Origin of the sequence: Rubritalea tangerina, assembly GCF_042683245.1 — a bacterium.
GTDB classification, from domain to species: domain Bacteria; phylum Verrucomicrobiota; class Verrucomicrobiia; order Verrucomicrobiales; family Akkermansiaceae; genus Rubritalea; species Rubritalea tangerina.
The window spans coordinates 207,106-222,871 of record NZ_JBHUJB010000021.1; the positions used below are offsets into that span (position 1 = coordinate 207,106).

Sequence of the window (15,766 nt, forward strand, 5' to 3'; positions counted from 1 at the left end):
AACTGATGTGGCTACTGTGTAGCCGACCAGAAACTTAGAAGCTCAGAGTGAGTCCACCGAACGCTCCGAAGCCCTGACCCTGGATCGGACCGCCAATACTATCAGATACGTTGTACTTCTCATCAAACAAGTTTTCGAGACGTCCGTGTAACTTCAAATTCTCGTGGATTTGGTAGTTGCCATAGAGACGTGCTACAAAGCGGCTATCAGTCGGTAAGAAATACGTGCCTCCTGGCTGACCGTAGGTCGCACTACCCACATAGCTCGCTCCTGCCCCAAGCACCCACTTGTCAGCATCGTAGTAGACATCACCACTGAAAATGTGGTCGGGTACATCAATAACCTCTTCCTTGATCTGAGCAGTCCAAGCCAATCGGTATTGAACCGTCTGGTTCACAAAGGATCCCGCAAGAGCTGACTCAACACCACTCACTAACGAATCGCCTTCCAAATTCACGCGCTGGCTCACAGTCGGTGAGAATACAGGGAAAAAGGACCCGGGGCTCACTACTTGATTGGCAATTGCATCTTCAAGCGATTGATAGAAATAAGTAACTTGAAGCTCGTGGTTCTCCACGATCTCTTGGTCTAAACCAAGCTCATATCCAAGAATCGTCTCAGTCTTAAGCCCATCATTCTCTACTTGCACACCAAAGGGTGTAACAAAGGCACCACTATCGAGCAAAGTAGGTGTGCGGAATGAGCGTGCCGTACGAGCTCTTAAGCGCGTGTTAGTCTGATCGATGGTGTAGCCACCACCAACATTCCATGCCACATCGCCACCATGCGTGTCGTGCTCGTCATAGCGACCACCAAGCTCAATCAATAAATTCTCAACTGGCGTCCAGAAACCGTTAGCATACAAACCAACGTTAGAGTAATCAACTTTCTGGTCGTTTGTGTTTTCGTAGTCAGACTTGTTATAATCAACCCCACCTACCATCGTGAATGTGTCGTGTGCTACCCATTGGTTGCTCCAGTTGATAGAAAAACGGTCTGTCTTCGTGTTGTACGGTGATGGGCCAAATCCATAATCCGTATCGCTCTCGGACTCCTCGTCGTAATAACCAAATGTCAAATGCGTCTGGTAATCAGGATTCACCACATAACTCGTGTTGAATGCTAAGAGGTGAATGTCGGTCTGAGTATCAGAGCGCGTCTCACCAAAATTATCAATCGTGTGCGCCAAAAATTTGTTGCTAGAACCGCGGTAGCTTAGCTTGAAACGTAAATCTTCACTTGCTAACCATTGCAAGGCGAGAACTGCCGAATCCTGAGAATAATCCTGCAGTGGGTACGCTTCATAGGTGTCGTTAGAGGTGAACGAGGTGTTGAGCTCGATGGCATATTGTAAATCCTGAACCTGACCTTGCGCACTTGCTGCCACTCGGTAACTGTCAAATGAGCCAGCTTCTCCAAAAAGACTGTAGCTAGGATCCCCCTCACCTACAGCTGTGTTGAAACCAATCACACCCGCCGCTGCCTCACTCCCATAAAGCACACTCTGTGGACCGCGCAATAACTCAAGTTGAGTAATCTGGCTCGTCTGCGCATTTGTTAGAAAGTTGTTCAGTCCGTTTGTGGAGTCCGTAATACGCACGCCATCCACTACCACTTGAGTGTACTTGGTCGGCAAACCACGAACGATAATGGAACCAAAGGCTCCAGTCTGACCCGCTGTTGATAGACCTTGAATGCCAGGAAGATCGTTGAGAGCGTCAAGTAGACGATTTTGCTGTTTCAACTCGATTTCCTGCCCAGGCACTACAGATACAGAGGACACTGTCTTGTCGACCGGGTTTTCAAATCTCGATGCCAATACTGTCGTTGGATCTAATGTATCCGTAGCTCCGACACTCGCATTCTTCGCGTCGTCAGCCACAGCCGACACCTGACCAGCCACCATAAGACCAGCCACAACTTTTACGCCCACACTCGGGCTCTTAGATGTAGTCATTTTCATTTTTCTCTCCTTGTGCTCCGCAAGGGTTTGAATTCTCTAACTCATGGCTGGCGACCTGGCTTAACTAGTACTCTCTAGTATCACAGTGGCGGCACCGCTTCGGAATAACCATCTCAGGTATCACCGAATTCCCCATCTATTTCCTGCCCCATCAGAGGCTTCCATGAGTGTGACCAACATTATTGCCAGCCACGACGCGCTTCTAGCGACCACTTTGATTATTGCAACCAAAATGTCACAGCGATTCCACACCGACATCGCCTCCCTCCATCCGATGAATGAATCCGCCACGCTTCCCTACTACCATCTCTGCTGGAAAAAGTTAGAGAAGCACCAACATGATATCCGTGCTACAAAGAGATTCTCCACACTAAAAGCCCTCAATAAACATCAAGAACCCAGACACGTCAAAAACCTAAAAGAGGTTTCGACTCCAAGCCCAGAGTGGTCAAGCCAACTCTGGGGGCTCACATAAAAAACACAACCAGAAGTCTGTAAGACTGCAAGCTTACAAATGAAACCTACTCCATGGCTAGTGCGGTCTCAGCTAAGTAGTGGACATCATTGCGAAAGCTTAGTTTTACTGATCAATAAACCCAGAGGGGGTTCTCAATAAACACTGAGAACTTAAACACTTCAAAAACCTCAAAGAGGTTTCGGCTCCAAGCCCAGAGTGGCTAAGCCAACTCTGGGGGCTTATAAAAACCGATGAGAAGTCTGAAAGACTTCAGACCGGAAAATGATACCCCCCCTCATCACCTTGGTGTGGTGAATGCATGACTCCCCCCAAGCTAACCGCCAGTGTCGCGAACCCTAAACTTTGGCGATCAGAAAAACAAGCGAGCCTCTCGATAGAAGCAACTAACGGGAGGCACCCTTCACCCAATATCAAACAATGATATTTTGACGACTTAGTTGGCACAACACCAGTGTGAGCGCTAATCCACAAACTCGAGTGACATATCCAATGCCACCGCCGAGTGCGTCACCGCCCCCACCGAAATAAAATCGACTCCTGTCTTTGCGATCTCTCCAATGGTACTGAGATTCACTCCTCCACTCGCCTCAAGTTTAGGTCCATCCGCTCCACGCATCGCTACTGCCTGACGTAAGGACTCATTACTCATATTATCTAGCAAGATGTAATCCACCCCCTGCAGCTTGAGGAAGGCGTCTACCTGGTCAAGAGTGTCAGCTTCTAACTCAACCTCTACTTCTGGCTTTTCCTTCTTCAGCCTATCAATACCTGCTTGCAGTCCCCCACTCTCAGCAACCAAATGGTTATCCTTTACCATCGCGCGGTCGTAGAGCCCCATCCTGTGGTTACCTCCACCACCTTTACTTACAGCCATTTTTTCTAACAACCTCCAGCCTGGCGTTGTCTTTCGCGTATCGAGCACGACAGCATCAGTGCCCTCACAAGCCTCCACAAATAGCTGAGTCTTGCTCGCCACCCCACTCAAGCGTTGTGCAAAATTGAGAGCCGTCCGCTCCGCTGTCAAAAGTGACCTCGCCGAACCTCGTATCTCCATCACCCGCGTGCCAGCTGCGACACGTGCACCATCCTCACTCATCATCCGTACCTCTAGCTCAGGATCAACGGTCTTAAATACAAGCTCAGCCACCTCTAATCCAGCCACAACCCCAGTCTCCTTCACCAACATATACGCGCGTGCCTGTCTCTCTGATGGCACAAAGTATTCAGAAGTCACATCGCCACTCCCAATGTCTTCACGGAGTGCCATATCTATCAATTGCACGATCTCTGGCTGCATGCCGGCAACATAGCCGCTGATTTCTCCCTGAAAACCCAAAAAACTTGCATGTTTCGACACCTATGCTTTCACTCAGCGCATGCCGACTGAAATGCAACAAACACTCGCTGCTCCAGCTACCCTCGAAGGCTCCTCCCTTCACACGGGACAGAAAGTGACTCTGACTATTAAGCCTGCTCCAGCTGACTCTGGCTTCCAGTTCCGCCGCATCGACCTCGATGACCAACCCTTCATCGATGCTGACGTCGATAAAGTCCAAACCGTAGAACGCGCCACTACCCTCGCTGAAGGCTCCGTCAAGGTACACACAGTCGAGCACGTCATCTCTGCTCTCACAGGTATGGGGGTGGATAATGCCCTTATCGAAATGGATGCAAACGAGCCCCCAATCGGAGATGGCTCAGCCGCCCCATATGTCGAACTTATCAAACAAGCCGGCATCGTCACCCAGGACGTCCCTGCCAAAGTCTGGGAGATCCGCGAACCCCTCTACTTCGACTCTGGCAATGGCTCATACATCACCATCGTCCCAGATAAAAATTTCCGCATCTCGTGCACCAATGTCGGCCCAGAAGGTCGCTTCACCCAGTTCTTCTCATCCATCGTCACCCCTGGAATCTACGAGAAGGAAATCGCCCCTGCCCGCACCTTCGTCTACTACGAAGATGTAAAACCCCTTCTCGACAAAGGTCTCATCAAAGGTGGCTCACTCGAGAATGCCGTCGTCATCCGCGGCGAAGAAGTCATGAGCAAGGAGCCACTGCGCTTCGACAATGAATTCGCGCGCCACAAAGCACTCGATGTTATTGGCGACCTCATGCTCTCAGGAAAGCGCATCACAGGCCACGTCATCTGCGTCAAGCCTGGCCACGGCCCGAATACCAAAATGGCTTCCATCCTCAAGCGGGAGTACCTCCGAATGCGCTCCATGGTGCCACCACTTGCCATCCCTAAGGGTGAGGCAGTCCTCGATATCAACGACATCCTTAAAATTCTTCCGCACCGTTACCCATTCCTTCTCGTCGACCGTATCATCGACTTCGAAGGTGATAACAAGTGCACTGGCGTCAAGAATGTCACCATCAATGAGCCCTTCTTCCCTGGTCACTTCCCAGGCCACCCTATCATGCCAGGCGTCCTTCAGGTGGAAGCCATGGCTCAGGTCGCTTCCTGCCTCATGCTGCGCAAACCAGAAAACCAAGGAAAGATTGGTTACTTCATGAGTGCAGACAACGTCAAATGGCGCCACCCAGTCCTTCCTGGTGACACACTCTTCATCGAAGCCGAAATTCTAAAAATGCGCCGCAACATCGGCTTCGCCCACTGTAAATGCGTCGTCAATGGTGAGGTCGTCTCCTCAGGGGAACTCAAGTTCGCCCTCATCGACGAATAATCCCATCCGATCTAACCCCTTTACTTCCAGCCAAGTGCCACCCGTGCACTTGGCTTTTTTTGCGCCAAAAAACCTGTCCACAAAGGAAACATGTTTATCTCCTCTAAGTTTGCCGCTATGCTACATGTATAGATTTGGGACAACTAGCCAAAGCGACCCAATCCATTTCATGAAAAACGTTCACCAACACACACTCAGCATAGCCATTCTTGCATCCACCGCACTTGGCGCACACGCCATAGAGCCGACAAACCACCACACCACACTCCCAACATATAAAGAGCACACCCGCACACTCGCGACTGATGGCTTACCAGATACCCACTTTTGGTCAGACCGCAACCCAAGGCGTGGTGACATCTTTCAAGTCGACTTTGCACAATCGCTCAAAGGCAAAAACGTCTTTGTCCACTCTGGCCAAGCCAATGGCCGCGATCAGATTCACAATGCGAACCTGCAAGTCTCTGCAGACGGTAAGCAATGGAAAACCATCGGTAGATTCCGCCAAGGCAAGGCTCAGGGCAAAGTGACCTTTGATGCCACCAAAGCGCGCATCGCATTCTATGGCGACGGCTGGAGCTGGGTTGTCATCCGTGAGATCAAGATCAGCAGTGACCCGCTGACCCTCATTTCCAAAGAAAAAACGATCAATTACGGAGACAAAAAAATCCCTCTAAAGATCACCGTGGACATCGATGGAGCGCAGAGCCAACAAAAGGTCATCGATGACCTCATCGAGCGCTACTTCATCGAATGGCCAATGATCGCCAAGCTCCTCGACGCGCCGCTCCCAACAACCCCAAAGCACCTCTATCTTTGCTTCTACTCGAAAATGGGTCACCCAGCACATGTCTCCGGTACCACCATGGTCATCAGTACCAATCACCTCAAAAATCACACCAAAGACACATACGGAGTCTTTACCCACGAACTCACCCACTTTGTCCAAAACTACCGCGGCAAAGCGCCCACTTGGTTCTCCGAAGGCACAGCCGACTACATCCGTTACATGCTCCACACCGAAAGCCTCTGGGCCCGCAGAAACCTCAAACACCAAAACCGAAAGAATCCTCTCGGATCCTACTGGAGCTCCACTGCCTTTCTCATCTGGTTAGAAAAAACCTACAAAAAGCCCATCACAGCCAAGGTCTCGTGCGCCTGCAGCGACGGAAAATACAACGATGCCATCTGGCAACAACTCACCGGCAAATCGCTTGAAGAACTTACCAAACTCTACCAAGCGGAAAATTAATACCATCGAACGAAGCGGAATGAACGAATGATCGGAGTGAAGGAGTCCCGCACGCGCGGGACAACTGAATGACAACAATGACCTGATGGATAACAATCCGCTCTACTCTAAAATCACGTAGCCCAGAATTTCCAAGACTGAACCACTCACCATTCGTCAAATCCGAGTCGAGAGGTGGTAGAACACCTACATAACATGCAAGCACCTAAAAAAATTAGCCTCGCCACCCAAGCTGCTGAAATCCTCAGACAGCAAATCCTAGATGGCAAATTCGCCGATATCCTCCCCGGCGAAACCCCACTCTCAACCAGCCTGCGTGTCTCAAGAAAAACCATTCGTGAGGCCCTCACAATCCTCGAAGGTGAAAAGCTCATTTCCCCAGCGGAGCCCGGTAAGCGCCGCTCTATCACCCTCCCGAAATCACACACTAAAACCCCAGCCCAAGAACTTGAGGTGATCAGAATCCTGCTCCCGCAGCCACTCAAGCAAATGCATGCCTCGGCGCAGCACCTCTTCACCTCACTCATCCAGCACCTCCCCGCACTCGAAGAAAACATCTACTTCCATAACCTCCCTTATACCTCAGCGAAGCTCGATATTCGCCCACGCATCGAAGAACTCATCAAATCCCACCGCGCCACACTCTGGATCGTCTATGAACTCAATTCAGAAGTCGCGGAGGTCATGCGCGCTAACAATAAGCAGGTCATCGCATGCGGTGGCAATGTCAAAGCCGAATTCCCAGTGGTCGCGTACGACTCCGCTTCGGCAACCTCCCATGCTATCAACAAATTATTACTCAATGGCCACAGGCGCATTGTCCGCCCACTCACGCATCACGCCCAGAGTTCCACCCACATGGAAGAAGTGATGCTCAAAGCGGGCATTCCAGTCCAAAAAGAATTTAACTTCCCTCACTACCAAGGCAGCACCGAAAGCCTCCAAAAACTCCTGCATAGACTCTTTCTTCACCCAAACCCTCCCACCGCATTCATCACTTCAGGCCCGAAGGAACTCATCACCCTCATCACCTGGCTCGCATCGAGAAAACTCAGCATCCCAGAGGATGTCTCCTTACTGCATATCGGCTCAGACCCCTTGCTAGAGGCCTTCGTTCCTAAAATTGGCTACTACAGCACCCGTGGTGGCCCCTTGATTCGTGAAATCGCTCGCCTCTCCACCATTGCCCTAGAAAACCCCTCCAAAAAGCTAAACCACAAGTTCTTCTTCATGGACTACGAGCCAGGAGAAAGCATCCGCAATATCTCCATCTAAACCCTTCGAATCCCCCCTGCTTCACACAACATTCTTCCTCCCAATCCCAATTTCATGAGACTGAGACCTGCTCAGTCTCTGCTACCACACCATTTCCAGCTACCACACTATGCAAAAGCTCACCAAGGTTTACGAAAAGCGTATCGCCACCGCTGCCGAACGTTTACTCAACCCATTGATCTACCCTAAATCTATCCCCTTGGAGATTGCCGCCTATGAAGTGGCTGGCCCACCAATCAGCTATGAAGAGGCAAAAGACGCTACTTATGCCCCAATCGCTGAGGGACAATCATGGGGCGCCCAGTGGGACACCACCTGGTTTAAAGTCACTACCACCATCCCTAACGATTGGGCCAATGAATCAGTTGTCGCACGTATCAATCTCTCATTTGACCACCACGAAGGCTTCGGCAGAGAAGGCCTCATTTACCTAGACGGCACACCAACCACTGCAATCAATCGAAACCGCCAAGCGATCCCACTCGCAGATCCATCCCAGGGGGGGGAAGTCATTGAGTTCTTCATCGAAGCTGCAGCCAATCCAGGTGCTCAGTGGGGCTGGACAGATGGTGAATTACTCGACCCAAAGTATGGCGGCGACCACCTCTACGCCCTAAAAACTGCCCAGTTGTCCACTAAATCTAACACAGCCTACCAACTTTCTATTGATTTCAATTGCTGCCACCAGGCAATGCTTGTCCTCCCTGAGACTTCACCAAGGCGAGGCCAATTGCTCCGCGCACTAAATGAAGTCTGCACACAACTCGAAAAACAATCCCCTGAGGCACTCGAGTCCGCACGCGCAATCCTTGCGAATGTCCTCAGCAAACGCAATGGCGACACAAATCACCAGATCTCAGCGGTCGGCCATTGTCATATCGACACAGCCTGGTGCTGGCCCCTGCGCGAAACTATCCGCAAGTGCGCCCGCTCGTTTAGTTCGGCACTGCGCTTAATGGAAAAGCACCCGCACTACACATTTGTTTGCTCCCAACCGCAGCAATACGCCTGGATGAAAGCCTACTACCCATCGATCTACCAAGATATCAAGGCTGCTATCAAACGTGGCCAATGGGAAGCAATCGGCTGCATGTGGATTGAAGCTGATTGCAATATCCCCTCAGGGGAGTCGCTCGTGCGCCAAACCCTCCACGGCAAACAATTCTACCAACAAGAATTTGATCTCGAAATCACCGACCTATGGCTCCCGGATGTCTTCGGCTATGCCGCTTCCCTACCACAAATCCTTGTCAAATCTGGAGTCGATTCCTTCCTCACCCAGAAGATCTCGTGGAGCGACACCAACAAGTTTCCTCACCACACATTCCAATGGCAAGGGCTCGATGGCACTAAGATCTTCACCCACTTCCCACCAGTAGATACCTATAACTGCCAACTGACAGCAAAGGATCTCAAGCGCTCCGAGGAAAACTTTCAAGAAACTGATCGTGCCACACGCGCGCTCATCCCATACGGCTATGGTGACGGCGGTGGCGGCCCCACAGACGAAATGCTCGAGTCCCTAAAGCGTTGGGAAAACTTCGAAGGCCTACCAAAGGTCGAAACTTCTACTGTGAAAGAATTTTTCGCTGCCGCAAAAGTGGACGCTATCGACCTCCCCACTTGGCGCGGTGAACTTTACCTAGAACTCCATAGAGGCACTCTCACCTCTCAAGCGAAAAATAAGTTAGGAAACCGCAAAGGAGAACTTCTCCTCAGAGATGCTGAGTTCCTCCAAACCATTGCTTCAATCGTCAACCCTGGCGAACTGCTAGAGTCAGATCCAGCACCTGATCGCGCAGTCTATGATGTCCCCGCCCATATCCATGAGAAAGAGAGCTCAATAACCGCCGTCGCCCTTGACCGCGCTTGGAAGCTTCTCTTGCTCAATCAATTCCACGACATCATCCCTGGATCATCTATCAATTGGGTCTATCAAGACTCTGACCGTGATTATGAGACGATCCAAGCAATTGGTAATGCCGTCCTTACTTCTGCATCACAACGAGTTTCCCAACAAATAGACACCTCTGAAATCCAAGACCCATTGGTGGTATGGAATACCCTTGCCCACGAGCGCACCGAGATTATTGCTCTCCCTGATGGTGAACTCACTGAGATCACAGTCCCTCAGTGCGGCTACACAACCATCTCTGCATCCAATCCCCCTAAACAATCCTCTCCTAAACTCACACTCACCCAATCACCCTCAGGATTCATTATCAATAATGGCCTCATTGAAATCACACTGAACCATGACGGCACAATCCAAAGCCTCATAGACCTCGAGCTAAACCGAGAAACACTCAGTGGACCAGCCAACCTGTTCCAACTCCATCACGACATCCCTAACTTCTGGAATGCTTGGGACCTTGATGTCTTCTATACCGAAAATACGGAGAACCTAAACTCACCAAAATCCCTACACCTACACAATACTAACGACTTACAGTGCATTTTCACACTGAAATTTGCATTCGGAGATTCCACTTTGACCCAGAAGATGACAATCTCAGCTGGCACCAAACGGATAGATTTTGATACCGAAGTCAACTGGCAAGAGCGCGACAGACTCTTAAAGGTCGCCTTCCCAACTAACATCCATTCACTACGTGCTAGCTACGATATCCAATTTGGCCACGTAGAGCGCCCAACACATGATAACACCAGCTGGGATGCAGCAAAGTTTGAAGTCCCGGTCCACCAATGGGCTGACCTCTCAGAGGGCGACTACGGAGTCGCAATCCTCAATGACTCAAAATACGCCATGGATATCCGTGAGCACACCATGCGACTCACACTCTTGAAGTCCGCAAATGCTCCAGACCCTGAAGCTGATAGAGGCACCCACCGCTTCAGCTATGCACTCTATCCACATGCCGGCACACTCCAACAATCAGATGTAATCGAGCAAGCCAGCGCATTCAACTCCCCCCTTCTTGTCCAGCCCACGGAGCAAAGCGAGGGCAAATTGCCATCCACTCAGTCGCTCATTAAGATCGATAAACCTGGTGTCCAACTCGCCGCTCTCAAGCTCTCAGAAAAATCCCAAAAACCAGTCACCCGGATAGTGGAAACGCGAAACTCCCGTGGACCTATCACAATTAGCTCACCCATCCTACAAGCTGCACCCACACCTACCGACCTTCTAGAGAGACCACTCGAGAACATCCCCCATCAGACTTCCATCCAACCCTTCGAAATCCAAACACACATCTGGCAAGTCTAGCTGGTGTCAGAAAAGTAATGGATATCATTGTGAGAGACGATTTCCCTGACCAATAGGCTTAAACTCTTGAAAAACCTCAACGAGGTTTCGGCTCCAAGCCCAGAGTGGCAGAGCCAACTCTGGGGAATGGCAATAAGCCGACCAGTAGTCTGAAAGACTAAAGACTTGAAAGTAATTTAGTCTCTATCCCCCAATGTCATGCTCATTGAATGCTGTGTAGAGGCGCCTAACTGGAGCCATTGCCTCAACCTAATCGCAAGAAATGCCATCGAGGGCTTAGCTGAAACTATAGGAGTGCGTCCCCGCTATTTACCTCTTTTGGATGACCCTTTCTTCTCCTTTGGGAATCCATCGCGATTGAATTTCAACTTCAACACCCCACCTTCAGCCTCTTTCTCCGCCATTACTTTTTCTAACTGGGCCAGCTCTGCTTTCGCAGTATCTCCCACGAGTGGTTTTTTCTCAAAGTAGTCCGCTGAAACATCATAGCATGGCCCCTCGTTGCCATAGACTTTGTACGACTGGTTGCGTACCCATGCTCCTAACTCTGGAGTCCCCCACTTTGGGTCGTAATAACAATAAGTGTAAGCACGCTCCTGGTAGTATACATCGCCCTTCAAAAGCGGTAGAAAACTTTTGCCATCTATCGTGTAGTCTTTTGGTCCCACACCTCCAGTAACTTCTTGGATGGTAGCGAAAAAATCTGAGAAATCCACGAGCGCCTTGCTAACTTGCCCCCCCTTGACTACCTTATTCCAGCGCACAATCAACGGCACATGAGTACCTGTGTTGTCTAAGCGCCCTTTGCCGCCAGCGTAGTCTTGACCATTCCATTGAGAGTGAATCCCACGCATCGTCCCATTGTCCGAGGTGAATAAAATAAGCGTGTTATCCTCTAAGCCTAATTCCTCCACCTTTGCTAACACCTTGCCTACAAGTTTGTCTGCATACTCCACCATATCCACATAATACTTCGCATTCTTCTTTGGCTTCGCCGCCGCTGGGTCCCAGTCATCACTATCAGGTGTCGCCTCGAATGGAAAATGCGGCAAAATCATCGGGTAGTACAAAAAGAATTTCTCATCTTTATGCTCACTGATGAATTGGAGCGCAAAGTCATTCACAATGTCTGGCCCGTACAATCCCTTTCCACCAACTTCTTTACCATTCTGAGCCAATCGAGGATGCAAATAGCGTGATCCAAACATCTTCTGGTTCAAGTACCACACACAATACTGATCAAATCCAAATTTTCTTGAGAAATCATCCTCAAGCGAACCATCAAGTTGCCACTTGCCTGCTACTGCAGTTGTATATCCCGCACTCTGCGCCACATGCCCAAATGTCCTCTGGTTAGGGTTGAGATACTTAAATTTCTCATAGTTACGGAAATTATAGCGACCGGTCATGATCTTGATCACGAGACGGCGTGCATAAAGGTTGGCTATAGCAATGCTCAAATCGCATCCCTTCCGCAGCCATCTGATCCAGCACCGGCGTCTTGTATGTCTCAGCTCCATACACCCCAAGACATTCCATCCCCATATCATCAGTCATGAATAAGATGATATTCGGCTGCTGTGCCATTCCCCATGTGCTGGCTGATAACCATACCAACCCCATTATTAACTTCCTAAATCGGTTCATAGTTCACCTTATAGAGACATAAAACCACCCAGATGATCAACTTTTCTGCCGCCTAATTTTCTAAGCCAACAGGATTGAGGATAATTGTCGCGTAATACTCTCGCTGTACACATTCGTTCTAGAGCACAAAAAAGGCGCAACCACGACTGCGGATGCGCCTGACAAATTTTTCAATGCGAGCTCTTAGGAATCCTCAGTATCTACCTCTGGCTTTTCCTCGCTGATTTCGGCAGCAGCTGGTTCCACAGCCTTAGGTGTCTCATTCTGCTGCCTTCTGCGTGGCTGCGCAGCTGGCTTTGGTGTCGTCTTGCGAGCTTGCTCTTCCAAGAAAATTTCAGCGAGACGGAAACTACGCTTAGCCAAATCGCGACCTTCCTTGTCACCAATCAACGCAAGCCCTTCCTCGTTGACCTCACCTAAGAAAACCTTCCACGCTTTCTTGCTGAGCTCTTTCGCATCGATCGGCAATACGGGTGCTGGTTGTGCTACCTGCCCCTGCTCACCTTTGTTGCGATTGCGACGGTTGCGGCGGTTGCGCTTATTACCTCCACCTTGCTCTTGATCCGCATCTTCTCTCGCATCGCTCTGCTTTGGCTCAGCTTGCTTTGCTTCTACCTCAGGCTCACTCACCTCAGGCTTGCTTTCGTCACTCTTCTGGCTGCGCACGTCGCGCACACCCTGAATAGGTTCGGCTGGCTTCTCACTCTCTTGAGTTTCGCCCTCTGCTGCCTTAGCGGCCTTCTTTGCTGTCTTTTTCGTAGAGCGCTTCTTCGCAACAGGTGCCTCTTCAGTGGCTTCCTTAGCTGGCTCTTCCTTGGTCACTTCGGGAGCAACTACTTCATTTGCTTCAATCTCGTTAGATTCTGCAACTTTCTTTGCTGTACGCTTGCGGGCTGTCTTCTTAGCCGCAGTCTTTTTGGTACTCATTATAATGATGCTCGCGTAATCACGTCACACAAGCTTTTGGATGGATGTTATTTCCTGAAATCTGGCCGGCGGTGCGCTTCGGCGCTATCTCACTCGGCTCAAATCCCATTGAATGGTCGAAGATGTCTGCACCACATTTTTCTCATGCGGCTCTTAACAAACATTTTCCGTCTGTGAGAAACCGTATATTCAGCCATCTGTAAAGCATATATCCCATTCCCAATACGAATTTAACCATTCTTTACCAACAGCCGCTCAGCTCGACAGCACACCAGCCACCACGCCACAAAAAAAGCGCCTCATTGAGACGCTTTCCAAATTTTATGGCCATTCAAACTACCAATTCTTAATATCGTCCTCGGTGTCAAACTCACCATCCGGACCGGCAGACCATAAGTCGAAGCCATTCACAACATTGTTGTTTAAATTAGCAGCGGGATCTGAACTGTGGTTGTAGCGCATTGGCTTCTTCCACGGATCCACAATCAACAAGTCAGCATTCACATAACGCCCTTTACCCTCATACTGTGGGTCAATCTCGGGAAAAGCTGGTGTCCGATCATCATCTACCTCACCGTCCAAGTCGTAATCGCCAGCAAGTACGGCATACAGGTTTTCAGTGCTCGTGTTGCCACCATCTCCTGTAGGCATTCTAGATTCACTGTCCAACATGCTACCAAGCTCGGCAACATCAGCTTTCGATAAGCTCAGTGACTCCAAATTTGAACTGACATTTTCGATCATCACTTCGCACTGAGTCACCTTTGCTTGGCGATTCACCGCCATGTACGTGCCAAATCCAATGCCGCCCAAGACAGCGAGTATCGCTATCACAGTGAGCACTTCGATCATCGTGAAGCCCTTTCGGCTCGCCGTCTTATTTGTCTTCATCAATTGCGTTTGTTTGGGTTTAGGGTGTGCTGTCCGTTCCTTATTCTAGCACACCCCACAAGAGGCAGCGCTGTCGACTAGCCGCCCACTGACTGAATCATCTTGATCAATGGTAAGAACATCGCAAATACGATAGAACCCACAATACCCGCCAAGAAGACAATCATCACTGGTTCAATAATGGAGGTCAATGCCGTCACGGAGCCATCCACTTCATCGTCATAGACGTCTGCGATTTTAAGCAACATGTCAGGAAGCTGGCCAGTTTCTTCACCAACATCTACCATGCTGATAACCATCGGCGGGAAAACCTTGCTCGCCTGCAGCGGAGTCACGATCGACTCACCTTCCTTCACACTGTCGTGAACCTTATCAATTGCTTCAGAAATGATCACATTGCCTGCGGTCTCACGGGTGATCGCTAGTGCCTGCAAGATCGGCACACCAGATGTTACCAAAGTACCAAGTGTACGGGAAAAACGAGCAATCGCACTCTTGCGCTGAATATCACCAAACAAAGGTAAGTTAAGCTTGAGATTATCCAACACTTTACGTCCACCTGGTGTCGTGCCCCAGGCTTTCACACCTGCAAAAATTCCTCCAACTGCGAGTAGAATCCATACCGCATTGGGTAGTGGTCCAGTCATCGCAATCATGTTGTCTGAGAATCCAAACACAATCTCCGAAATCTTCGGAAGCTGAGTCCCCTCATCAAACATCTCCTTGAATTTAGGTACAATAACCAACATCAAGAACACCAAGATCGCCACCGCAATGAACATCACGATCAATGGATACACCATCGCCGCAACAATCTTGTTCTTCAACTTGTTCGCCTTCTCCATGTACTCAGCAAGACGCGTAAGTACCACTTCAAGAACACCACCAAGCTCACCAGCCTTCACCATGTTGACATACAACTTGTTGAATATCCGTGGATGCTGAGCTAACGACTCCGAAAACGTAGAACCACTCTGCACGGAATCAGCTAATGAGTTCAATGTACCCTTTAGCACTGGGTTGGGTTCCTGCTTCGCCAACACTGTCAAACTACGCATCAATGGCAGACCTGAATCAATCAAGGTCGCTAACTGACGTGTGAAAATCATCAAAGTCTTCGGCTTAATCTTACCCCCTGTCGTCTTCTTCGCCTTAGTCTTACCCTTGGACTTGCTGCGTGCAGGCTTTGCCTTACCTTTCCCCTTTGCTGCAGGAGCTGACACGCTGCCCTTGCCTTCCTCTACGACCTGTGTCGGGTATAAACCTTGGTTGCGAAGCTGCTGAATCGCTTCCGCTTCACTGCCCGCTTGTACCGAGCCGGTTGTCTGCTCTCCCTTTGCATCGAGCGCAGTATATTGAAAGTTCGCCATATGAGTGTTTTTTTAAATATTTATAGTCAGTGAATGTGGAGGGA

12 protein-coding genes and 1 riboswitch are annotated in these 15,766 nt (G+C 49.9%); of the genes, 5 read left to right on the forward strand and 7 right to left on the reverse strand.

Translation table 11 applies throughout. The annotated features are described in order from the left end of the window. Positions 1 to 34: 34 nt before the first annotated feature. The gene (locus ACFSW8_RS05150) at positions 35 to 1,957 is read right to left on the reverse strand and encodes a TonB-dependent receptor plug domain-containing protein (protein ID WP_377090461.1); all 1,923 of its coding nucleotides are present in this window, start codon (positions 1,955 to 1,957) and stop codon (positions 35 to 37) included. A gap of 34 nt (positions 1,958 to 1,991) precedes the next feature. After that, a riboswitch (cobalamin riboswitch) is annotated at positions 1,992 to 2,144 on the reverse strand. A gap of 51 nt (positions 2,145 to 2,195) precedes the next feature. Between ACFSW8_RS05150 and ACFSW8_RS05155 the strand changes: the two genes are divergently transcribed. Next, complete coding sequence (locus ACFSW8_RS05155; RefSeq protein WP_377177614.1) at positions 2,196 to 2,438, forward strand: hypothetical protein; 243 nt, start codon at positions 2,196 to 2,198, stop codon at positions 2,436 to 2,438. Between the two features lie 463 nt (positions 2,439 to 2,901). Here the strand turns inward: ACFSW8_RS05155 and nadC are convergent, their stop codons facing one another. Then, positions 2,902 to 3,738 (reverse strand): carboxylating nicotinate-nucleotide diphosphorylase, encoded by an 837-nt coding sequence (gene nadC, locus ACFSW8_RS05160; RefSeq protein WP_377177616.1) that lies wholly within the window; start codon positions 3,736 to 3,738, stop codon positions 2,902 to 2,904. Positions 3,739 to 3,817: 79 nt separating this feature from the next. On the opposite strand from nadC, the gene ACFSW8_RS05165 reads away from it, so the two are divergent. From ACFSW8_RS05165 to ACFSW8_RS05180, 4 genes are all read left to right on the forward strand, one after another. Then, positions 3,818 to 5,131, forward strand: a complete 1,314-nt coding sequence (locus ACFSW8_RS05165) for a bifunctional UDP-3-O-[3-hydroxymyristoyl] N-acetylglucosamine deacetylase/3-hydroxyacyl-ACP dehydratase (protein WP_377090465.1) — start codon at positions 3,818 to 3,820, stop codon at positions 5,129 to 5,131. A 169-nt stretch (positions 5,132 to 5,300) separates the two neighbouring features. Continuing rightward, positions 5,301 to 6,383, forward strand: coding sequence for a basic secretory protein-like protein (locus ACFSW8_RS05170; protein ID WP_377177618.1), 1,083 nt, complete (start codon positions 5,301 to 5,303; stop codon positions 6,381 to 6,383). A 195-nt stretch (positions 6,384 to 6,578) separates the two neighbouring features. Continuing rightward, positions 6,579 to 7,658 carry a GntR family transcriptional regulator gene (locus tag ACFSW8_RS05175; RefSeq protein WP_377090468.1) on the forward strand — a complete coding sequence of 360 codons (1,080 nt, stop codon included), beginning with the start codon at positions 6,579 to 6,581 and terminating at the stop codon, positions 7,656 to 7,658. Positions 7,659 to 7,767: 109 nt separating this feature from the next. Beyond that, complete coding sequence (locus ACFSW8_RS05180; RefSeq protein ID WP_377090470.1) at positions 7,768 to 10,887, forward strand: alpha-mannosidase; 3,120 nt, start codon at positions 7,768 to 7,770, stop codon at positions 10,885 to 10,887. A 305-nt stretch (positions 10,888 to 11,192) separates the two neighbouring features. Here the strand turns inward: ACFSW8_RS05180 and ACFSW8_RS05185 are convergent, their stop codons facing one another. The 5 genes from ACFSW8_RS05185 to ACFSW8_RS05205 all read right to left on the reverse strand — a co-directional run bounded on the left by ACFSW8_RS05185 (position 11,193) and on the right by ACFSW8_RS05205 (position 15,722). Beyond that, positions 11,193 to 12,347 (reverse strand): sulfatase-like hydrolase/transferase, encoded by a 1,155-nt coding sequence (locus ACFSW8_RS05185; protein ID WP_377090471.1) that lies wholly within the window; start codon positions 12,345 to 12,347, stop codon positions 11,193 to 11,195. Continuing rightward, on the reverse strand, positions 12,280 to 12,534 hold the full coding sequence (locus tag ACFSW8_RS05190) for a sulfatase-like hydrolase/transferase (protein ID WP_377090472.1): 255 nt from the start codon (positions 12,532 to 12,534) through the stop codon (positions 12,280 to 12,282). The genes ACFSW8_RS05185 and ACFSW8_RS05190 overlap by 68 nt, the downstream gene beginning before the upstream one ends. Before the next feature lie 183 nt (positions 12,535 to 12,717). After that, on the reverse strand, positions 12,718 to 13,461 hold the full coding sequence (locus tag ACFSW8_RS05195) for a hypothetical protein (protein ID WP_377090473.1): 744 nt from the start codon (positions 13,459 to 13,461) through the stop codon (positions 12,718 to 12,720). 336 nt (positions 13,462 to 13,797) lie between these two features. Beyond that, the gene (locus ACFSW8_RS05200) at positions 13,798 to 14,352 is read right to left on the reverse strand and encodes a prepilin-type N-terminal cleavage/methylation domain-containing protein (RefSeq protein WP_377090475.1); all 555 of its coding nucleotides are present in this window, start codon (positions 14,350 to 14,352) and stop codon (positions 13,798 to 13,800) included. Between the two features lie 77 nt (positions 14,353 to 14,429). Beyond that, positions 14,430 to 15,722: a type II secretion system F family protein gene (locus ACFSW8_RS05205; protein ID WP_377090476.1), complete on the reverse strand. Its 1,293-nt coding sequence runs from the start codon at positions 15,720 to 15,722 to the stop codon at positions 14,430 to 14,432. Between the last annotated feature and the right edge of the window lie 44 nt (positions 15,723 to 15,766).